At 64.1% G+C, this 19,977-nt stretch carries 17 protein-coding genes and 1 pseudogene; 6 read left to right on the top strand and 12 right to left on the bottom strand.

The window, feature by feature from the left end:
• Positions 1 to 54: 54 nt before the first annotated feature.
• Together GXY33_19570 and GXY33_19565 are read right to left on the bottom strand one after the other, a co-directional pair.
• The gene (locus tag GXY33_19570) at positions 55 to 882 is read right to left on the bottom strand and encodes a prepilin-type N-terminal cleavage/methylation domain-containing protein (protein ID NLX07344.1); all 828 of its coding nucleotides are present in this window, start codon (positions 880 to 882) and stop codon (positions 55 to 57) included.
• Positions 882 to 2,006, bottom strand: coding sequence for a GntR family transcriptional regulator (locus GXY33_19565; GenBank protein NLX07343.1), 1,125 nt, complete (start codon positions 2,004 to 2,006; stop codon positions 882 to 884). The genes GXY33_19570 and GXY33_19565 overlap by 1 nt, the downstream gene beginning before the upstream one ends.
• Before the next feature lie 671 nt (positions 2,007 to 2,677).
• Here GXY33_19565 and GXY33_19560 point away from each other — a divergent pair.
• The 3 genes from GXY33_19560 to GXY33_19550 are packed head-to-tail and all read left to right on the top strand — an operon-like array spanning position 2,678 to position 6,371.
• The gene (locus tag GXY33_19560; protein NLX07342.1) at positions 2,678 to 4,297 is read left to right on the top strand and encodes an HlyD family efflux transporter periplasmic adaptor subunit; all 1,620 of its coding nucleotides are present in this window, start codon (positions 2,678 to 2,680) and stop codon (positions 4,295 to 4,297) included.
• A gap of 59 nt (positions 4,298 to 4,356) precedes the next feature.
• Positions 4,357 to 5,097, top strand: coding sequence for an ABC transporter ATP-binding protein (locus GXY33_19555; protein NLX07341.1), 741 nt, complete (start codon positions 4,357 to 4,359; stop codon positions 5,095 to 5,097).
• 59 nt (positions 5,098 to 5,156) lie between these two features.
• The gene (locus tag GXY33_19550; protein NLX07340.1) at positions 5,157 to 6,371 is read left to right on the top strand and encodes an FtsX-like permease family protein; all 1,215 of its coding nucleotides are present in this window, start codon (positions 5,157 to 5,159) and stop codon (positions 6,369 to 6,371) included.
• A gap of 2 nt (positions 6,372 to 6,373) precedes the next feature.
• Here the strand turns inward: GXY33_19550 and GXY33_19545 are convergent, their stop codons facing one another.
• From GXY33_19545 to GXY33_19500, 10 genes and pseudogenes are all read right to left on the bottom strand, one after another.
• Positions 6,374 to 6,769 (bottom strand): DUF4405 domain-containing protein, encoded by a 396-nt coding sequence (locus GXY33_19545; protein NLX07339.1) that lies wholly within the window; start codon positions 6,767 to 6,769, stop codon positions 6,374 to 6,376.
• A gap of 277 nt (positions 6,770 to 7,046) precedes the next feature.
• Complete coding sequence (locus GXY33_19540; GenBank protein ID NLX07338.1) at positions 7,047 to 7,688, bottom strand: nucleoside/nucleotide kinase family protein; 642 nt, start codon at positions 7,686 to 7,688, stop codon at positions 7,047 to 7,049.
• A gap of 17 nt (positions 7,689 to 7,705) precedes the next feature.
• Positions 7,706 to 9,691, bottom strand: coding sequence for a hypothetical protein (locus GXY33_19535; protein NLX07337.1), 1,986 nt, complete (start codon positions 9,689 to 9,691; stop codon positions 7,706 to 7,708).
• Between the two features lie 132 nt (positions 9,692 to 9,823).
• Complete coding sequence (locus GXY33_19530) at positions 9,824 to 10,228, bottom strand: hypothetical protein (GenBank protein NLX07336.1); 405 nt, start codon at positions 10,226 to 10,228, stop codon at positions 9,824 to 9,826.
• Between the two features lie 314 nt (positions 10,229 to 10,542).
• Positions 10,543 to 11,427: pseudogene (locus tag GXY33_19525) on the bottom strand (hypothetical protein).
• A gap of 16 nt (positions 11,428 to 11,443) precedes the next feature.
• Positions 11,444 to 12,574: a hypothetical protein gene (locus tag GXY33_19520; protein NLX07335.1), complete on the bottom strand. Its 1,131-nt coding sequence runs from the start codon at positions 12,572 to 12,574 to the stop codon at positions 11,444 to 11,446.
• A complete protein-coding gene (tmk, locus tag GXY33_19515; protein NLX07334.1) occupies positions 12,561 to 13,172 on the bottom strand; it encodes a dTMP kinase in 612 nt (203 codons plus the stop codon). Before tmk ends, GXY33_19520 begins: the two co-directional genes overlap by 14 nt.
• Before the next feature lie 152 nt (positions 13,173 to 13,324).
• The gene (locus GXY33_19510) at positions 13,325 to 15,292 is read right to left on the bottom strand and encodes a hypothetical protein (protein ID NLX07333.1); all 1,968 of its coding nucleotides are present in this window, start codon (positions 15,290 to 15,292) and stop codon (positions 13,325 to 13,327) included.
• A 79-nt stretch (positions 15,293 to 15,371) separates the two neighbouring features.
• The gene (locus tag GXY33_19505) at positions 15,372 to 15,998 is read right to left on the bottom strand and encodes a hypothetical protein (protein NLX07332.1); all 627 of its coding nucleotides are present in this window, start codon (positions 15,996 to 15,998) and stop codon (positions 15,372 to 15,374) included.
• Between the two features lies 1 nt (position 15,999).
• Complete coding sequence (locus tag GXY33_19500) at positions 16,000 to 16,866, bottom strand: amidohydrolase family protein (GenBank protein NLX07331.1); 867 nt, start codon at positions 16,864 to 16,866, stop codon at positions 16,000 to 16,002.
• A 187-nt stretch (positions 16,867 to 17,053) separates the two neighbouring features.
• Here GXY33_19500 and GXY33_19495 point away from each other — a divergent pair, with 187 nt between their 5' ends.
• The 3 genes from GXY33_19495 (at position 17,054) to GXY33_19485 (ending at position 19,966) form a co-directional block, all read left to right on the top strand.
• Positions 17,054 to 17,308 carry a UPF0175 family protein gene (locus GXY33_19495; protein ID NLX07330.1) on the top strand — a complete coding sequence of 85 codons (255 nt, stop codon included), beginning with the start codon at positions 17,054 to 17,056 and terminating at the stop codon, positions 17,306 to 17,308.
• Positions 17,292 to 17,789 (top strand): DUF3368 domain-containing protein, encoded by a 498-nt coding sequence (locus GXY33_19490; protein NLX07329.1) that lies wholly within the window; start codon positions 17,292 to 17,294, stop codon positions 17,787 to 17,789. The genes GXY33_19495 and GXY33_19490 overlap by 17 nt, the downstream gene beginning before the upstream one ends.
• 224 nt (positions 17,790 to 18,013) lie before the next feature.
• The gene (locus tag GXY33_19485; GenBank protein NLX07328.1) at positions 18,014 to 19,966 is read left to right on the top strand and encodes a transketolase; all 1,953 of its coding nucleotides are present in this window, start codon (positions 18,014 to 18,016) and stop codon (positions 19,964 to 19,966) included.
• The last annotated feature ends 11 nt before the right edge of the window (positions 19,967 to 19,977 follow it).

The raw sequence follows: 19,977 nt of genomic DNA, 5'->3' as shown, positions 1-19,977 counted from the left end.
GCCACCATTGTCTCATCAATTGTGCTCCAAATTCAGGAAAGTCGCAAACGCGTTCTACGGACGCTCGACCCAGTAGTAGTGCGGCCAGTCGTGGCCGTGGGCGTACGTCCAGCCCGAAGCCGGCGCGCCCGACGAGAACTCGGATGAATCGTGCCACCTCACGTGGCCGTCGCTGTACAACTGATTGATGCCCGCCACGCCCTGCGTGCCGCTCCCTCTGTGGTTGCTGTTCCAGTACGTCGGCGGCACCACCCAGCCGCTGGTCAACCGGTCCGCCACCATTGGACCCATCGGGTCTTCCGGTTTCGACGGCGAACTCCAGCCGAAGTATCGATAGCCCGGACCTGTGTTCAGCCCGGCCTGGAACATGTAGCCAAAACCCGGCGGACGAAAACCTATTCTCTTATTCCATGCTTCCCAGTACAGTGTCCAATCTGTGGCCTCGATCGTCGGACATCGCCACACCGATTGCTTGAGAGGTTCAGCCTTGATGTCCTGCGACACCTCCGCACAGGGTTCGTCAGCGATCAGGCGATTCAGCGCCCGCGCCGGCTCCTCCTCAATGACATCCAGCAGGAACGTGCGGTTGTTCGTTCCTGGAACCCACTCGATCATCAGCCCGGTCGGGAAGAACGTGTACTCCTGCGCGTAGGCCATGTACCCCACGCCGATCATCCGCAGGTTCGAGGCGCACGCGGTTCGCTGGGCAAGGCTGCGGGCCGACGCCAGCGCCGGCAGCAGCATCGACACCAGCACCGCGATGATCGCCACCACCACGAGCAACTCGATCAGTGTGAAACCCGAGGCCCTCACTGTGCCACCGGCCGTGGTGGATCGCCGCGAACCAGCCCACCGACAACGCCTTCCGAAATTCGAAATCATCATCGCTGTGGCCTCCACACTCCGCCTCGCCGTTCGCACAAGAACGCCCGGCCGCGGATCTCCCGCACCGGCGGACCTGTATCCTCTTGTCGGTTCAGCAGCACTTCCACCGCCCGTTCCGCGATATCCTCGAACCGGACCGCCGCCGCCGTGGCGTCCGATGTGCCCCGGTAGCCCATCAGCAACAGTTCCCAGTACGTCATCGCCATCACCTGCCCGGCAAAGCGGCTGCCCAGATACTCGTCGATCGCGTCGCGCATGCCGATCTCATCGGCTCCAAAATGCACCAAAGCCGTCGGCTCCTGTCCCACCGGCCAACCCGCCACCGTGCGATGCACCCGCTCCGCCTGGGCCAGCCTGCGTTGTGGATCGTCCTCGTTCCGTCTGGACGAGGGCATCTCAAGCCGCCATTCCGGACGCGGATCGATGCCGTGCGCCCGCAGGGTATCGCTGTAACCGCGAATCATCTCCCGATCCCAGCAGCAGTCAGAATCCCACCCAAGCAGGGCGATCCGCCGGTGCCCCTGACGTATCAGGTACTCCGTCGCGCCGCAGGCCAGAGCCACGTTGTCGTTGACCACCGCGTCACAGACCGGCGAGCTGCGGAATGGCTCCCGCAGGTCCGAGACGTGCACCACCGGCAGTTCGCAGCGTGAGATCAGCGCCTCGACCGTCGTCCGCTCGAACGCCCCCACCAGGATCATGCCCAGTCCGTCCCGAAAGCCGTTGATGATTGCATCCCACTCCGCCGCTGGGTCTCTTGAGCACGCCAGATGAGAGGTCAGTCCCCGGCGTTTGAGCACCTCGCTGAGCACCCCAGCCGCCATCATGTTGTACTGCTCCAGCGGCCCCGAGGTCACCAGGTGGACCACCGTCGCCGTCCGCCGCGGCGAAATGGCAAACGTTCCCTTGCCCCGGATCGACCGGACCAGGTTCTCTCGCTTCAGCCGGGCCATCGCCTGGCGGACCGACTCGCGGCTGACCCCGTACCGCCGAGCCAACTCCCGCTCTTCCGGCAGCTTGCCGCCCGAAGGCCCGGACAAATCCCGCAGCGCCCCCCGCAACTCCCGCTCGACGCGGTCCACCACCAGCAAATCCGACCTGTCCGACCCGATCTGCGTCATACCAGCACCATACCTGAACCAGACCTGAAAGTCAACACCCTGCCTGGAATCGGCCCGTCCCAGCCCAGCTCGGCAGCTAGTACCGGTACTATATCCGCCGGACGTTGATCCAAGCAGCTCTGAGCACCAACGACGGCCAAACCCCCTCCGCCAATCGTCCGCAGTGCGCCCCTGCCGAGGCACAGTCATCGGCTGGAGTTCAGGCGGACATCCTTGCGGCAGGTGTCTCAGTCATACGACATTTCTACAACTTTCGAGGCCGTCCCAAGGCACCGACCGCCGAGGAGGACATCAGCGGGTACACCTTTCCGTTGCTTTGCTCCGCCGAAGCCGACGGTCTCGCCATGGCCGTCGCCATACAGAGGTGCGGTGATGGCAGCCGCAAACGTGGACTCAATCTCGCACCAGGACGGATCAGCGAAAAACTCATGAAACTTCAGAACCCCGTGACGACGTACAAGAGGTAGAGCCGTCGTTGCGATGCGGATCCGGCTGCGCAAGCGAAAGGTAATTTTGTGTCCATTCGGATTCGTGAGTATTATAATTGTGCGTTACGCCTGAAGACAGTCGGCGAACGAGCGGTCCCCGCATGCGGCGCGACCATCACCCGCCGGACCCGCAAGGCGGCTTGACCGGCCTGCGGACTCCACGTTGTCAGCACAGGGAGCATAATGCGGAAGAAACATATCATCACGCTGGTCGTTCTGCTCGTGGTGGGATTTCTGGTCTATAGCTGGTACCAGAAGCGCAAGAGCACGGCACTTTCCTGGGAAAAGCCTCTGATCACCAAGATCGAGGTCGGCGACCTGGAGATTCCGATCGGGGCCACCGGCACCATCGAACCGGCCTCCAAGCCGCGGGAGATCAAGTCCAAGGCCAGCGGCACCGTGCTGAAGGTCTTCTTCGAGCCCGGCGACATGGTCCGCGAGGGCGATCTGCTGATCGAACTGGACCCGTCCGACGAGGAACTGGTGGTCAGCAACGCCACCGCCGAGAAGGCCCGCACCGATGAAAGTCTTCAGCTTGAGCAGCAGGCGGCGGCCCAGATCCACAAGGACTGGCTGACGGCGATGGAACTGGCCCTGGCCAGCCTCGACGCCACGCGGGCCGAACTGCGGAGGGTGACCCTCGAGTTCCGCCAGCAGGAACTCTATCGCCAGGAAAAGGCCGGCGTGCTGGCCGCCTTCCCGATCGTCGCCGAAGACGCCATCGAGCCCGCGCCGCTGCTGGACCCCGAGTTCGAACTGGTCAGCGACGGGGCCAAGCTGCTGGTGCGGGCCTGCGAGAGAACCGTGGCCCTGGCCGAAGCCGAGGCCCTGGCGGTCAGCCGGCTCGTGGATGAAGGAACCAAGGTGCTCTCGAACGAGTCGAACGGCGGCGATCTGGGCTACACCGGCCGGGTGGAGTACCAGACCGCGTTGATGACCATGTGGCAGGCCCGTGCCAATATCCTGCTCCAGGCCGGGCGCATCCGCGAGGCGCTCAACAAGAGCCTGCTGGTCTCGCAGGCCCGGACCCGCGTGAAACTGGCTGAGCAGGGCGTGCGAATGGCCAACGTCGCCCTCGACCAGGCAAACAAGCGCCTTCGCGAAACCAAGGTCTATTCCCCGATGAACGGCCAGGTCCAGCAGGTGCTGGTCCAGGAAGGCCAGATCATTGCCAGCGGCATCACCACCGTCACCGGCGGGACCACCATGATGACCATCGCCGACCTGAGCCGGCTCTACGTCGAGGCGGACGTCGACGAGGCGGACATCGGCCGCGTGCGGGATCTCGCCCCCTCCAGTGACGGCGCGCACCTGGCCACCCGCCCAGCCGACGGGGCCCAACGCGACACCACCGCGGAGGACGTCAATATCCTCCAGTCCGCCAGCAACGTGAAGGTCACGGTCGACGCCTTCCCGGAGGAAACCTTCTCCGGCGCCGTCGAACGCATCTATCCGCACCCGCAGGTCGCCAACAACGTCGTGACCTACACCGTGCGTATCGAACTCGAAGCCGCCGCCCGCGAAAAACTCATGCTCGGCATGCACGCCAACGTCGATTTCACCGCGTGGACCCGCAAGAACGTCCTGCTGGTCGATATCGAGGCCATCAAGATCAAGAACGAGCAGCACGGCGTCTACGTGCCCGGCGAAAAGGACGGCGACGAACCGCGGTTCATGCCGGTCAAGCTCGGCCTGGCCGGGCCCGAACGGATCGAGATCGAGACCGGCGACCTGAAGGAAGGCCAGGAGGTCTACATCCGCCTGCCCCAGAAAATGAAAGAGGACGAGGGAGACAAGGACTAGTGCCCCAGACCCAAACGGCCAGCCGCAGCCGCGAATCGGACCGCGTAGCCGCCAAATGCCTGATCGAACTGGCGGACGTGCACAAGATCTACCATATGGGAGCGACCGACGTCCGCGCCCTGGACGGGGTGGACCTGAAGATCGGCGCCGGCGAGTTTGTCAGCATCACCGGACCCTCCGGCTCCGGCAAGAGCACTATGATGGGCATCCTCGGCTGCCTCGACCGCCCGACCAAGGGCAGCTACTATCTCGACGGCCTGCTGGTCGGCAAACTCTCCGAAAGCCAACTCGCCGAGACCCGCAATCAGCGGATCGGCTTTGTGTTCCAGACGTTCAACCTGCTCGCGCGGGTCAGCGCGGCTGAGAACGTCGCGGTGCCCCTGTTCTACGCCCGGCGCATCCGCACGCACGAAGCGGCCATGGCCGCCCTGCAAAAGGTCGGTCTGGCCGAACGGGCCCGCCACGTCCCGGCTGAACTTTCCGGCGGCGAACGCCAGCGGGTGGCCATCGCCCGGGCCATCGTCAACAACCCGAAAGTCATCCTGGCCGACGAACCCACCGGCAACCTCGATACGCGGACCGGAGCCCAGATCATGCAGATTTTCCATCAACTGCACCAGCAGGGCGTCACCGTGGTGATCGTGACCCATGAGCACGACGTCGCCGTCCAGGCCCAGCGGATCGTGCAGATGCGGGATGGCAAGATCGTCCACGACGGTCCCACCGATCCGCGCGAGCGCCAAGCCGCCATGGAGGAAACCGCCGCCCTGGTCCGACAGACCGCCGCCAAGACCGAATAGGATGCGGAAAGCAATGTTGGGTGGGCGCTGCCCGCCTTCGATTTGAATAACAGGTGACCATGTTCTATCTCAGAATCATCCTGGCTGCGATCCGGGCCCTCCGGACCAACCTGCTCCGCTCGTTGCTGGCGACGCTCGGCGTGATTATCGGCGTGGCCGCGGTCGTCGCCGCCATGTCCATCCTCAAGGGCGCGACCAAGGAAATCCTTGAAACCGCCAGCAGCTTCGGCTCCAACGTCCTGATCGTCTTTCCCGGCGCCGCCCGCAACGGTGGACGGGCGACCGGCGACGTCGAAACCCTCCACATCGCCGACTCCGACGCCATCGTCCGCCAGTGCAACGCCGTCCTCCGCGCCGCCCCTGAGGTCCTCGGAGCGGCCTCCGTCAAATACTTCTCGCGCAACATGGCGTGCAGCGTGCTCGGCACGACGCCGGAATACTCATCCATCCGCAACTACACCGTCCGGGCCGGGCGGTTCATCAGCCGCAGCGACGTCCAGTCCGAAGCCTACGTGGTGGTGCTCGGTCACAAGGTCGCGGAGGAACTCTTCGGCCGCGCCGAACCGGTCGGCATGTTGGTCAAGATCAAGGGCAAGCCCTTCACCGTGGTCGGCGTGATGGAGAAGAAGGGCACGCTGGGCTTTACCCGCGTCGACGAGCAGGTCGTGGTCCCGCTGAGCACCGCCATGAAACGCCTGTTCGGCTACCGAAGCGTCCACTCCATCTCGGTCCAGACCCGCAGCACCGACCTGACCGAGGAGGGACGCGGGCAGGTCACCAAACTCCTCCGCAAGCGCCACAAGATCAAACCCGGCGAAAAGGCCGACTTCGGACTCTTCAGCCAGGAGCAGCTCCTCGAAGGCGTCAAGGACTACGCCGACATCCTCGGCATCGTCTTCTACAGCATCGCGGGCATCAGCATGGTGGTCGGCGGCATCGGCATCATGAACATCATGCTGGTCTCGGTCACCGAGCGGACCCGCGAAATCGGCGTCCGCATGGCCGTCGGAGCCAAACGGACGGACATCCTTTCCCAGTTCCTCGCCGAGAGCAGCTCGATCAGCCTGATCGGCGGCGCGATCGGCGTGCTCCTGGGAATCGGCCTGGGCAAGGCGATCGAGGACCTCTCGCGCGGGCTGTTCAGCCCCTACACGCCCAGCACCGTCATCACCACCGCCCTGAGCGTCGCGATCATCACCGGGATCGTCAGCGGGATCTACCCGGCCTACAAGGCCTCGCGCCTCGACCCGGTCGAAGCCCTGCGGTACGAATAGCCTCACTCGGACGCCGAGCGATCGGCCGGGCACGGTTCATCGGAACCGGACGACTCGACCTCATCCTGCGGCGGACACGGCGATCCGAAATACGCCCGCTTGACCCAGCCCCAGTGCAGCCAGATGTGCACCACCACCAACACGATCATCACCGTCGCCAGCCACAAGTGAATCTCGCCCCAATCGTGCCGCCCCAGACCCCATAGCGTCAGCGGCCCTTCCGGCTCGCCGCCTTCGAGCATCGCGCGTCCCCACCCCTGTCCGCGACCACCGCCAAGGTGCCGCCCGCCCCTGCCCGGCGGAAGAACCACCTTCATGACCACCCCGCTAAACGTGATCCCCACCACCAGCACCGCCAGAACCAGATTGATCAGCCGGTTCCAGTTGTACCGCGTCATGGAAGATCTCCCTGCCGCCTCGCCGAAAAAGCCTAGTACCCCAGATGCCGCAACATCACCAGCGAGGCCAGGAAGGCCAGCCAGCACCCGTACAGAAACAAAATGAACCGAAATACCTGTTTTGAACTGATCGCTTTTTCCATCATGCCGACTCTGATCCCCTAATCAGTGTCCCTATCCGCTTATCCACAACAATGCAGAATCTAATAGTCCGATAAGCTGAAAAAGTCAAGACCATAAAGCCTGCCGAAAGTCCATGATCAACTATCACTTCTTGTTATACATCAGCAGTTATCGTTTCGTCCGCCAGGGACCGCGTCGAGAGAATTAACTCGGCGTTCAGCCGGTCGTTGGCCGCCACCTTGGCATCCGCGGCGTCAGGGGCCATGCCGCCCGCGATGTGACGGTCGCGGACCCGCTGCATGGACATCTCCAGCGGGATATCGATGAACCACACCTGGTCGAGCAGCCCTCGGATCGCCGCCCACGGTCCCTCGGACAACAGCAGATAGTTGCCCTCGACAATCACCAGCTCGACCCGCGGGCCGATCTCGATCGCGTCGCTGACCGGTGCGTGGAGCCGCCGATCATAGACCGGAGCCATGACCGTCTGTGGCGGAACCTCGCGCAGCCGCCGCAGCAACTCGGCGAACGCGGCGGCGTCAAACGTCGGCGGCGATCCCTTCCGGCCGACCAGGTTCCTCATCTCAAGCACCCGATTGGGCCAGTGAAAGCCATCCATCGCCACCACCGCCGACCGGTCCGGGCCCAATCGCTCGGCAATCGCGTCCTGCAGCCGGGCGGCCAGCGTGCTCTTGCCGCTGCCCGGAATGCCGGTCAGCCCGAGCAGATACCGGCCCGGTGCTTCCCGCAAACGACCGATCAACTCCTCAGCCAATTGGCCTGCGTCCGCCGGCAACCGTCGATCCTCCCGGTCTACTGGACGACCAGAATGTTGTGAATGTGGACCAGCGGCACCTCGACCGTCAACACGCCGTCCGCGAACCGCCACTCGACCGGCATGTGGTCCGGCGCCAGATCGACCTGCCGCGGCGGGCTCTCCCGCCGAATGCGGATCGTCACGTTCGGAATCGCCGGAAGCTGCTCGATGATCAACCGATTCGGATACAGCGTCTCACCCGCACCGCGGTTGACCAGGTTCACCAGCAGCCGCTCGTCCTTCTCCCGCACCACGATCTCCAGCCACGACGGCCCTTGCGCCGTCACCGTCCAGTCAATCGGCTGGCCGTCGATCAGCTTCGCCACAAACCGCCGCAACAGCGGATAGTGGCCCACAAAGTAGTCGCGGAAGACCGGCCCGTGAATGGCAATGACCGCACCGCGGCCGACCTTGCGGCGGGTGACGGCGGGCCAGTCCGTCGTGTCCTTCTCCGATTCCTGCTCCTCCATCAGGCAGCAGAGCACCTCGGTTCCTTTGGCCGGTCTGACCGGCTTCCACGGGCCGCCCGTTCCGACCGCCCGGCCGTCAACCGGCAGATAGAAGATCGAGTCTTTCTTACGGCTGCTCTCGCGTCGAAGCGGATCACCGTCCGCCACTACGCCGACAAGCTCCGAACACTCGCGGGCCAGATGGTCGCCGCTGGCGATCACAAAGCCGCCGTTGCGGGCGAACGTCTCGAGGGCCGCAAGGGTCTCTTTCGACAGCCGCGTCTGTTCCGGCACCACCACCAGCTTGTAGCGGTCGAGCCGATCCAGGTGCTCCTGAAGCAGGATGTCCGTCGACCGCTGAGTCTCGAGCAGCACGTGCAGCGCCCCTTCGATCGGGCGGACCGCCTCGCCGTAGTTGTACAGCGGGTCGTTGTGGGCGTAGTAGTGGTCGGCCAGATGCAGCACCGCCGCCTCCGACCGCGTGTGCGACTTGAAGCACACGTCCTGCCTCGCCCGGCAGAAACGGGCGACCTCGCCGAGAAGGTCCTGGTGCCAGCCGGTCAGCCAACCGGTCCGCTGCGGCAGGTTGTAGACCATCACCGCCCCGCCCAACGCCACCACCTCGCAGACCTCCTGGCACAGGTGCGTGGCCGTCTTCTCGACCCACGGCGGCGTGCCGTCCATCTCGCCGCCCTTCGTGAATCCCCACGCCATCAGATCCCACGGCAGCCCGCGCGAGTCGAGCACCCGTCCCTCGACCGCCGCCCGGTACACGCCCCATCGCCAGTCGTAGTCGCCCGAGAGATAGTCCACCGGGCACCGGACCGGCTCGGGCTGGCGCACCGTGTACATCCAGTTGCTGCAGATCAGGCACTCGGGCTTCTTCGCATGCACGGCTTCGGCGTAACGGGTCACGTGCTCGATAAACAGGTCCCGGTGAAAGGCCAGCCACGCATCCCAGTTGGCCTGGCCCGCCTCGGCGGGAATGTCCTTGATGCCGGTGCGGCGGGTGAACTCGGCTTGGCACTTCTCGCACCAGCACGGCGCGGATGCCCAGTTCTCGCCGTCCACCCAGAACCCGTCCACGTCGTACTTCTCGACGAGTTCCAGCATCTGCGGGATCAGCAGTTCGTCGGTGTACCCGCTCATCCGGCAGGTCATGTGCGGGCTGCGCTCGCCCTTCGCGTCGATCCGGCCCCACTCCGGATGCAACTCGACGGCGCGAGTGTCCCAGACGCCCGAATAGTGCATGCCAAGCCGGATGCCCAGTTCCTTCGTCACGTCACGGGTGATCCGCAGCGCGTCCTTGACCACGCCGGGCGAGGTCGAACCCACCTGCGTCGGCCAGCTCGTATAGCCCGCGTGACCCTTGCAGTCGCACTGGATCCAGTCGGGCCGCACGCGGTCCAGCCGCTCGCGCAGGTGCTCGGCCGTCAACTCCTTGCCCAGCACCGTATCGTCCGCCGATGCGTGCAGATCGTAGTGAATCCCGAAAAAAACGTCCTCATGCCAGTTCGCATGCACCTTGGCCATCGCCCGTCTCCAACAAATCAACCGTCAACACACCTCGTCCCGATGTAAAGGCAGTACGATAGCACCCACGGCTGGAAAGTCAATCGGCTTGGTAAGAAGAAGGGGATCGCGCGGCCCAGCGGGAGGATCGCCTCAGGTCATCTTCATCTTCTTCTCTTCGAGCTTCAGCGGCGTGGCGAAGGCGGAGCGGAAGTCGTAGATGTTGGCGAAGTCCTCGGGCGTGTCCTCGTCGCTCTTGGCCATCCAGCCGGCCTCGACCATGGTGAACACCAGCCGCCCGAAATCCTCGGTGCGGGCGATGTTCCACCTTCGCAGGACCGACGGCGCCATCAGACCCCAGCACTGGATCGCGTAGTCGCGGATGCCCCAGCACAAATCCCGCCCCGTCACGTGCCGCTGCTCGGTGATCTCCTGGCCGTACAGCCGATCGACGGTGAACTGCAGCGCTTCCCGAATGAAGTGAAAGGCCTCGACGGGATACCGCCCGCTCTCGCGGGCCAGTTGTTCCAGTGCTTTTTCCGGCCTGGTCGCGTCCATGGCTAGCGGCGCCTCCGCCGCCCGCGCCGGCCCCGCCGCGCTTTGGACGGATCCTGCTCGGAAGAGGTCCCGTCGCCCTGACGGTCGGACACCTCCGAGAGCGAACCGAGTTCCCCCTCATCGGGACCGTCCGCCGCCGCCTCGGACGGATCGCCCGCCTCCTCCTCCACGACCGGCTCTTCCGGCCGATGGCTCGGAGGCCGCGACGGGCTGACTTCGTCGGCGGGAAACGCCACCAGACGCCCGTCCGACAGCGAGACCTGCACCAGTTGCGTCAGAATCTGCCGGTCGCGCACCCGTCCGACCCCAGCCGTCGTCTGTACCCACGAGCCGATCCGCGGAAGCTGCGAGGCCAACTCCTCGTAGCACTTGTGCTCGTAGGCCAGGCAGCAGCGAAGCCGACCGCAGCGACCGGAAACCTTCGACGGGTCCAGCGTCGCCTTCTGCAGCTTCGCCATCTTCATGTTCACCGGACGAAGAATCTTCAGGAAGTTCTTGCAGCAGCACTGCCGCCCGCAGATCTCGTAATCGGCCAGCAGCCGCGCCTCGTCCCGCGCCCCGATCTGCCGAAGCTCGATCCGCGTCTGGTACTCGCGGGCCAGGTCGCGAACCAGCTCGCGAAAATCGACCCGGCCGTCGGCGGTGAAGTAGAAGATGATCCGCTCGCCGCCGAAAAGGTGCTCGACGCACACGATCTTCATCCGCAGATTCAACTGCTCCGCCGACTGCTGGCAGTAGTTCATCTTCGAGCGGGTGTCCGCCTTGATGTGCTCCTGCTCGCGCAGGTCCTGGGCGGTCGCCGCACGGAGAACTTTGCCCGTCCGAGACCGCAGGTAGTCGTCGCCGCTGTTCTTGAGGTACTTCTGTACGTCCCGCGGATTGAGGACAAAGGCCCCCTTCTCCGAGTCGATGTAGCCGACAAAGTAGCCCAGTTCCAGACCCCGGTCGGTCTCGACCAACACAGCCTTCTGCGGGCTGAGCCAGTCGTCCCCGTCGTACTCGAACTCTCCGACAAACCCCAGGTAGCCGTAGCGGACGATCATCCGCCGCGGCCGGCGACTCGGCCCGGGCGGCTCCGGAGCAGGCGATATGCGGGCCGACGGCGCGGGAGCGGACGGCGATGCCTCGGGAGCGGAGCCCTCCGATCCGGACGCGGGGTTCTGATCGGCGGGGCGTTGTTCCTCGTTGGCCTCGGGCATGGTGGTTTCCTCGTAGTTATCCGGACAGGCGGGCCAGAAGGTTGGAGACCAGCAAGTTCTGGTTGACGTTCGCGTCCAGTTGCCCCTGGGCCTCGCGGATGCTCTCGATCTTGTCCTGCAACTGCTCCACGCTCATCCTTCCGGCCAAGCGGTCAACAAACTCCTGCTGCCCGACGTTGATCAACGACTCGTTGTCGAAGCCCAGCTTCTGCCTCAGGGCGTCCCGGTAAAAACCGGCGATCAGCCCGAACATCCGACGTAAGGCGGTGCGCCCCAATTCGCTTTCGGACGGACCGGCCATCGTCTCCGGCGGCGTGCGGGACTTGGCCCGCTCGCAAAGCTCCTTACCCTGGTCCACAATCCACTGGGCCAGATTGTCCGACCCCGTAAGGTCAAGCGAGGCAAGGTCCTTTCCAAGCCGCTCATTTAGATCATATACCCCCAACTCCCATAATTCCAACGCCAGACCCAACTGACCCGGCGCCAGATGGGCGAAAAACCGCTGGTCGCGCGGCTCAGCTCCCGCCTCCGCCAGCCGGGATCGTACGAAACCATCCGGCAGTAGACGGAACTGGACCGCTTGAGCCCGCGACTGAATCGTCGGCAACAGCGAACTCAATCGCTCCGTTATCAGGATAATATAAGTACCACTTGGAGGCTCTTCCAATGTCTTGAGCATCGCATTCTGGGCTGAGCGGCTCAGGCGATGGGCCTCATGCACGATGAAGACCTTGGAATTGCCGAGGTTCGGATGCAGCGCCACCTTTTCGATCAGGGCCTCGCGAATCACGTCAATTCCCAGTTCGGTTGCCTTGTGGCGCTCCTTGCCCGGTAACAGGGTGACCAGTTCCTTATAGATCGGGTGGTAGTCCGGGTGGGTGCCCGCATCCACCAGGCGGCAGCTCTGGCATCGGCCGCAGCTGTCGAACCACTGCTTGGGACCGTAGGGGGATTGCCGCTCGGCTGGCGCGTCGAGTTTCTGCAAGTCAAGGCACAACAGGATTTTGGCAAACTCACGGGCGGCGGTGCGCTTGCCCACGCCGGCCGGTCCGGCAAAGATGTACCCGTGGGCCAGCCGGTCGCACTGCAGCCCGAGCTGCAGGGCCTCGATCGCCTGGTCCTGATGCTTGACCTCAGTGATCGACACGATCAAGCACCTCCAGGATCCGCTGGTGAACCACCTCTGGTGCAACTGTTGCATCAATTACGGCCACCGGGGCGGGATAGACTCTCCCCAGATTCAGGAATATTTCGCGGACCCGCCGGTGGAAATCGAGGGGCCGCCGCTCCATCGCGTCGAGGGCCGCCGCCTTTTCGGTCTTGCGGATTCGCTCCATGCCCAGCTCGGCTGGGACATCCAGGACGATTGTCAGGTCCGGCCAGCGGCCCCCAATGGCAAAGTGACCGATCTGTACAATCTGGGCCGGGTCCAAGCCGCTGGCCCCTTGGTAGGCGCAACTGGCTGAGACGAACCGGTCGCCCAGCACCACCCGCCCCGCCGCCAGGGCTGGGCGGATGCACTCAGCGATCATCTGGGCCCTGGCCGCCATGAACAGCAGCAGTTCGCACCGCGGATCCAGCGACCCGTGGTCGCCCGAAAGCAGTATTTGTCGGATGCTCTCGCCCGCTGTCGTCGTGCCCGGATCGCGCATGCACGAAACTTCCAGCCCTTCGCGCACCAGGGCCTCGGACAAGAGCCGCTGTTGGGTCGATTTGCCGCAGCCATCGGGTCCGTCCAGGACGATGAACCGGCCGCCAAGTGTTTCCTTAAATCCCTGCGCCATAGCTGATTACGCTACCGCCAAAGCACTCGGTGGGTGGCTCGCGTTCGCCGAGGCCACCCACCGCTCGTTTGCCACTACTATTCTAGCCTTGTCTTCGATCACCTTCCAAAGCGTCATTCGCCTTTCTGGAGGCCTTCATCGTCGGACTTCTCTTCCGGTTGCTGCGGGGCCTGGGGCTCCTGTTCGGTCTTGGGCGTCTCGGTCTCGGGTCCCTCGATCTTCAGGTTTTCCGCCTTCGGCGCCTCCGGGGCTGCTTCGGGTTCGCCCGGCGTCGCGGGCGGCGCCTCGGCACCCACCGGCTCGGATTCGAACTCTTCCACGTACACCTCTTCCAGGTCCGTCGCGTCCACCTTCTGCCGAAGCAGCAGGTACATGATGGTCAGGGCACAGAACAGGAAACTGATGGCGAAGCCGATCACCAGCCCGACCAGCAGATAGACCCAGAACGCGATGAAGACGCCCCCGATCCACTCGAACGAGCCCAGCGGGAATACGAAGAACTGCCCGAAGAACGGACCGGCCAGCGACGGCGAGTACCAGATCGCCTCCAGCTTGCCCAGCGGCGAGGCCAGCGACGCCGAATCCAGGTTCATGGTCGTCCCCACCACCGACGAGGCGGCGATGAAGATCAGCCCCACGAACAGCTTGACGAACACGAAGCACAACGTGCCGTAGATCGCCGCCACGATGTAGTAGAAGATCGTCCGCCACGGGCGATGGTACACGTAGCTGTACGACCGGCTGAACGCGTCGAACGCGTCGGACCCTTCCACCGCGATCACCGGATACATCAGGCCGACCCCGCCGACCGCGCCGACGACCAGCAGCGCCAGCACGAACGCCAGCAGCAGGGCCAGCACGAACAGGATGCCCACGATGATCTCGCCGATCACCGGGATCGCCCCCACCAGCCCGCCGACCAGCAGGAACACGCAGCAGCCGAGGATAAAGAGCACCGGCACCAGCGGGGCGGCGAAGAAGTTCGCGAATTTGCCGCCCGCGAACGCCACCGCCTCCGAAAGCGGAATCTTCTCGTCCCGGGTCGCGTGCAGGGCCGCGATCCGGCAGATCGCCCCGCCCGCCAGCGCCCAGACCAGCAGGCAGAACAGACCGTAGATAATGAAGTAGACCTTGTGCACCCACGCGAACCAGACCAGACCCTGTGCGGCCAGTCGGAGCGTCCGGACCAAGCCCGGCGGTTCGGTCGGCGTCTGCTCGAAGCCCCGGAAGTCCGCGTTGTAGAACGGTTCGAGGGCCAGCACCGAATCGATGGCCGAGTTGAACATCAGAATGCCGTACGATAGGGCCGCTTGGAACACCCCGAGCCCTTCGAGGGCCTCGGCCTTGGCGTAGTCGTCAGCCAACTGGACGGCTTGGAGGATTGTCTGACGGTCTTCGCGGGCATCGTTCTGCTCTTCGGTCGCATTCGCCGCCTCCGGGTCTGCCACCACCACGGCCTGGACGGCCTCCTGCGGGGTCATCCCGACCACCGCTTTCGACGCGATCCGCGGCGAACTCCAGAGGGCGATCCGCAGATAGCTCGCCGCCCGTTCGAGCTGGCCCGCTTCCTCCTGGTCGGCCAGGGCCCGCCGCGCCCCTTCCACGCGTTTTTCCAGCAACTCGGCGGCGTCCGCCCGCTGTTCCTTGAGCCGGTCCCACAGGCGATCGACCGCTCTATTCTCCTTGGCCAGTTCCAGCGCCTCATCCGATTTGATGTTCAGGTCGCGGTTGAGCATACCGGCCACGGTACGCTGATTCTCCGCGATCGCCTGATCTCGCCACTGCCAGAACGCCCCAGCCGTCGGAGCCTGAATGAACTGCATGATTTCATCGGCCGGCTGATACGGAATATCCGTCCGCTCCGTGACCACCACGTGGGAGTCGGAGACCCAGCCCGCCAGCCCGTCGAGAAACCGCCCGCCGATGTAGCAGACCAGGACCGCCAGCAGGGCCAGGAACAGCTTGCTGGGATGGATGGCCAGGCGGAAGGTCCGGAACAAGTTGGTGAACGGAAACGCTTCCGACCAGTTGATCCCACCCAGGGAAAAACCGTTGTTCTTCTCCGATCCACTATTGGCCATGGCCGTCTCCTTAACCTACACCCTCGGTTTCACTGCCCCAACATTGTAACAGGTCAAATGCGCCTGATAAAGAACAAGATCAGTCACACGCCTCAGCGGCGCGAATTCGATAGTCGGCGATCTGTCCCTCCGCCTTGCGGGCCCGGAACTGCCCCTTGACGATGAGCCGGCCCAGGGCCGGCTCGTCGGATTCCTCCGCCGGCCGCAGCACCGCGTGTTCGAGCGTCGCTTTCAGGCCCCGGCCGGAAGGGTCGGGCGAGAAGCTGACGAACCCGCTGCCCTTGTAGCAGATCATCGTCTTGGGCCGCTGGGAGACGACCGGTGCGTCAGCCGGGTCGGCCACGCGAATCCGATAGTCGATGCCCGCGTTGATCTGCGAGGACTCGGCGAACGTCTTGCCCGGAATCGGCGTCCAGAACACCCGGATGAACATCGTCTGCTCGAGGACGTCGCGGTCCAGCGAGTTGATCGGCTCGCTGCTGGCCAGCAGGATCTGGTAGTCGCCGGAAGGAAGCTGGCTGAACCAGGCGTCCGGGAAGCTCTGATAATAGGTGGTGGGCCGGCCGGGGTCGCGGTAGCTGACCACCGTCAGCCGTCCGTAGTGTTGCTGGCAGCCCGCGCCGAGCGGCAGCAACAGCCCGATCAGAATCACCGCCAGCACCCTGGCGGCGCCGCCCCTGTGCCGATTGCCGGGATTCAACACCATGCTACCTCTTTTGCACATGTCCAGGCCACTTGTTCTCCAAGCCGAGCTTCTCCAACGTGTTCGACTCGACGATGTCGCGAAGCTTCTGGCGGGGGATCGAGGGGAAGTTGGTCGAGCCCACCAGTTGGTTGATGCTGTAGATCGCCTCAATGGCGGCGGCCGCTCCGGCGGCTGGGTAGTCGCTGGCCAGCAGCAGCTTGTGAACCAAGCCCATCTGGTAGCACTTGACGAGCAGGTCGTAGGCCACCCACGGCCGATGCACCAGTCCGGCCAGATCGATATACACGTTTTCGTACTCAGCCGCCATCAGCAGGCTCTGGTCGGTCCACGGCCATCCCATGTCGGTGAACACGAACCGCAGGTCCCGGTACTCACGACACACGCTCGACCAGAGCACCGGGTTGGAAAACTCACAGAACGGCGTGCCGAACGGCGGGCCCTGGTGGACGATCACGGGCATCCGGTGGTCGGCGGCGTAGTCGTAGAGCTTCATGGCATCGGTGCTGGTCGGGTGGAAGCCCTGCCCGGCTGGGCTGACCACGAAACCCGCCAGGTGCAACTGGCGTCGGATGCGATCGGCTTCGGCGGGCACATTGTCATGCACCGGGTCCACCGAACCGAAGCCCATCACCTTGTCCTGGTACTGGCAGGCGCAGTCGGCGATGAACTTGTTGGGAATATCGACGCCCAGCGCCCGCGAGCGAAAGCCCAGCACGAAACACACGTCGACCGGCGCGCTGGCGATCTGCAAATCATGGCTGCCCGCGGACTTGCCCGCCGAGGCATAGATCCGGGTCCGCGCCGGTTCGGCGCAGCGGCCGAGCTGGCTGGTGGCCTCCCAGATGTGGGCGTGACAATCGACGATCATGCGTGTTCCCTATCTGCTCGCCCGGAAAAGCGTTCCCGGAGCCTGGAGTTACTTCCCGTCGTTAATACCGCCCCAGCCGCAGAGGGTCAAGGAGAAACCACGTGAGGTCATGGGAACGGAAAACACCCTATCTTGCCTTTTTTGATGGATTTGAGGTATACTTATCAAAGAGGCTGGAGATTGGAGTATGGGCATTCAGATCAACATCCCGGACAGGGTCGCTCAGGCCATTCGTCTGCCGGAAGACCGGATTGAGGAAGAGCTTCTGGTGGAGCTTGCACTGACTCTCTATGCACATGGCTTTCTGTCCTTCGGCAAGGCAAGGGAGATGGCCGGAATGGGCAAGGTGGAATTCGGCAGCCTTGTGGGCAAACGGGGTATTTCCAGGCACTATGGCTCGGAGGAACTGGAGGACGATCTGACCTATGCCGGCGGTGAGTAACACCTCGCCCATCCTGAACCTGGCCATCATCGGACGCCTGTCCCTGCTGCGTCACCAGTTCTCTCAGATCATTGTCCCTCCCGCCGTCGTCTCTGAATTGCGACTGGACCAGGACCTGCCGGGCGTCCCTGAAGTGGCGTCGGCCTTCCAAGACAAGTGGATCCGGGTTCAAGACGTCGCAGACAGATGTCTCGTCCAGTCCCTGATCCGCGATCTGGATGAGGGAGAGGCGGAAGCCATCGCTTTGGCCTGCCAGACATCCGCGCCCTGGGTCCTCCTGGACGAACGAGAAGGACGCCAAGCGGCCAAGTCACTGGGGTTGAGGATGACCGGCACCGTTGGGGTTCTTCTGAGAGCCTATCGGGAGCGGCGTATTTCCTCACTGCAGAAGGAGTTGGAGAACCTGCGGAATATGGCGGGTTTCCATCTTTCCGACGCCCTCTTTTGCGAGGTCCTCCGGCGCGCCGGCGAGAATCCGTAGGATTCGGTGGTGCTCCATGCATCGTGTTGCCTGGGAATTCCACCCGCCATGCCTCATTCCCGAGCAGTCGTCGGCCCGTGAATTTTCCTTCCGACGCTTGTGCGAAAGAGGGGTCTTCCTTATACTTAGTCGGCTCAGCGGCCGCGGCCGTCGCGGCCCAATCGAGTGGATGCGAAGCGATTTGTATTCCGGCAGTATTCAAGCCAAGTGATAGGAGTTGATGCATGGACCTCAAGACCCTCGTGCACGATCGTGCAATCGAAATCGGCAAGTTATCGGCGCGGATGACCACCAAGGCCGAATCCGGACACCCCAGTTCGGCTTTGAGCCTGGCCCACATCGTCAGCCTATTGATGTACAAGCACATGCGCTACGATCCGAAGGACCCGTGGAACCCGGCCAGCGACCGCCTGGTGCTCTCCGAGGGCCACGCGGTGCCGATCGTCTACGCCGCCTACGCCGACCTGGCGGGCGTGGTGGGCAAGTCCAAGTCGGCGGCCCGCGAACTGGTGATCGGCGACGTCGATACGCTCCGCGAGATCGACAGCGTCCTGGACGGCCATCCCAACCCCGCTGAGGGGTTCCCCTTCTTCGACGCCGCCACCGGCTCGCTGGGGCAGGGGCTTTCGGCGGGGGCCGGATTGGCTCTGGCCGCCCGGCTGGCCAAGCTCGACAAGAAGATCTACGTGATCTGCGGCGACGGCGAGTCCCGCGAAGGGCAGATCTGGGAGGCCGCCGATTTCATCGTCGATCAGAAGATCACCAACCTCTGCGCCATCGTCAACTGCAACGGCCAGGGCCAGGCCGACTACGTATCACCCCAGCAGTCCCAGTCCACCCTCGCCGCCAAGTTCAAGGCGTTCGGCTGGCAGGTAGCCACGGTGGATGGCCATAACGTCGAACAGCTCGATGAGGCCCTCGCCGAGGTCGGTAAGACCAAGACCCCGTACGTGATCCTGGCTGCGACGGTCAAGGGCTGGGGCACCGACGAGCTCAAGGACAAGTCCAATCACGGCAAGCCCTTGCCGGAAGACAAGTTGGAGAAAGTCTACGGCGATCTGGACGCCATGCGGGCCAAGCTCGGGGTTCCCGCCGAGGTCAAGAGCGAGCAGTTTAGGCCCGCCAAGCCCCAGGCCGCCCAGCCGCAGTTCAAGGGCGCGACCGGCAAGCTGGGCGACCCGGACTTCGACCAGCTCCTCCAGGGCGACGGTTTCCTCAAGAGCTGGCAGGCCAAGAAGAAGATCGCCAGCCGCCGGGCCTACGGTCTGGCCCTTCGCGAACTGGCCAAGCTCGACGACCGCGTGGTGGCCATCGACGGCGACGTGAGCAACTCGACCTTCGCCAACTACCTGACTAAGGTCTTCCCGGACCGCTTCTTCGAGGGCAAGATCGCCGAGCAGAACCTGATTTCGGTGGCGGCGGGTATGGCGGCGGGCGGTGCGATCCCCTTCGCGTCCAGCTTCGGGAAGTTCCTGGTCCGGGCCTACGATCAGATCGAGATGGCGCTGATTACCCGTGCGAACATCAAGATCGCCGGGTCGCACATCGGTATCTCACTGGCCGCTGACGGTCCCAGCCAGATGGGCTTGGTGGACATGACGTTCTTCCGCTCCCTGAGCAGCGCCAAGGAAAACGGCAAGCCGCTGGCGGTGATCTTCAACCCCAGCGACGCGGTCAGCGCCTACAAGATGGTGCAGATGGCCGCTGATTATCCGGGCATGGTCTACATCCGGACGATGCGGCCGGACACCGTGCTGCTCTATAAGCCGGCTGAGACCTTCGAGATCGGCGGAGCCAAGGTGCTCGATGAGGGTTCGGACCTGACCATCGTGGCCACCGGCTATATGGTCCACGTGGCCCGCGCCGCGCTCGGCAAGCTCAAGGAGCAGGGTGTAAAGGCCGGTCTGGTCGATGCTTACAGCTTCCCGCTGCAGTCCGAGCCGATCCTGGCGGCGGCCAAGGCTTCCGGCGGCAAGATCCTGACCCTCGAGGACAACTACATCGGCGGGCTGGCCTCGAACGTGGCGGAGATCGCCGCTGCGGTCGGCAATATCAAGGTCAAGTCGATGTTCGTCGAGCGGGTGCCCAAGTCGGGCAAGAGTCCGGAAGACCTGCTGGCCTACTGCGGCCTGAGCGTCGAGGACGTGGTTCGCGAGGCGAAAGCCGCGGCCAAGTAGGACTCAGCCGA

This window comes from Phycisphaerae bacterium, from assembly GCA_012729815.1.
Taxonomy (GTDB): domain Bacteria; phylum Planctomycetota; class Phycisphaerae; order JAAYCJ01; family JAAYCJ01; genus JAAYCJ01.
Note: the sequence above shows the minus strand (reverse complement) of the source record. Positions and strands in the feature narration are given on the sequence as shown.

Coding starts and splice junctions, on each gene's coding strand:
- GXY33_19570 (NLX07344.1), bottom strand. CDS start 882: ATGATTTCGAATTTCGGAAGGCGTTGTCGGTGGGCTGGTTCGCGGCGA.
- GXY33_19565 (NLX07343.1), bottom strand. CDS start 2,006: ATGACGCAGATCGGGTCGGACAGGTCGGATTTGCTGGTGGTGGACCGC.
- GXY33_19560 (NLX07342.1), top strand. CDS start 2,678: ATGCGGAAGAAACATATCATCACGCTGGTCGTTCTGCTCGTGGTGGGA.
- GXY33_19550 (NLX07340.1), top strand. CDS start 5,157: ATGTTCTATCTCAGAATCATCCTGGCTGCGATCCGGGCCCTCCGGACC.
- GXY33_19545 (NLX07339.1), bottom strand. CDS start 6,769: ATGACGCGGTACAACTGGAACCGGCTGATCAATCTGGTTCTGGCGGTG.
- GXY33_19535 (NLX07337.1), bottom strand. CDS start 9,691: ATGGCCAAGGTGCATGCGAACTGGCATGAGGACGTTTTTTTCGGGATT.
- GXY33_19530 (NLX07336.1), bottom strand. CDS start 10,228: ATGGACGCGACCAGGCCGGAAAAAGCACTGGAACAACTGGCCCGCGAG.
- GXY33_19510 (NLX07333.1), bottom strand. CDS start 15,292: ATGGCCAATAGTGGATCGGAGAAGAACAACGGTTTTTCCCTGGGTGGG.
- GXY33_19505 (NLX07332.1), bottom strand. CDS start 15,998: ATGGTGTTGAATCCCGGCAATCGGCACAGGGGCGGCGCCGCCAGGGTG.
- GXY33_19500 (NLX07331.1), bottom strand. CDS start 16,866: ATGATCGTCGATTGTCACGCCCACATCTGGGAGGCCACCAGCCAGCTC.
- GXY33_19495 (NLX07330.1), top strand. CDS start 17,054: ATGGGCATTCAGATCAACATCCCGGACAGGGTCGCTCAGGCCATTCGT.
- GXY33_19490 (NLX07329.1), top strand. CDS start 17,292: ATGCCGGCGGTGAGTAACACCTCGCCCATCCTGAACCTGGCCATCATC.
- GXY33_19485 (NLX07328.1), top strand. CDS start 18,014: ATGGACCTCAAGACCCTCGTGCACGATCGTGCAATCGAAATCGGCAAG.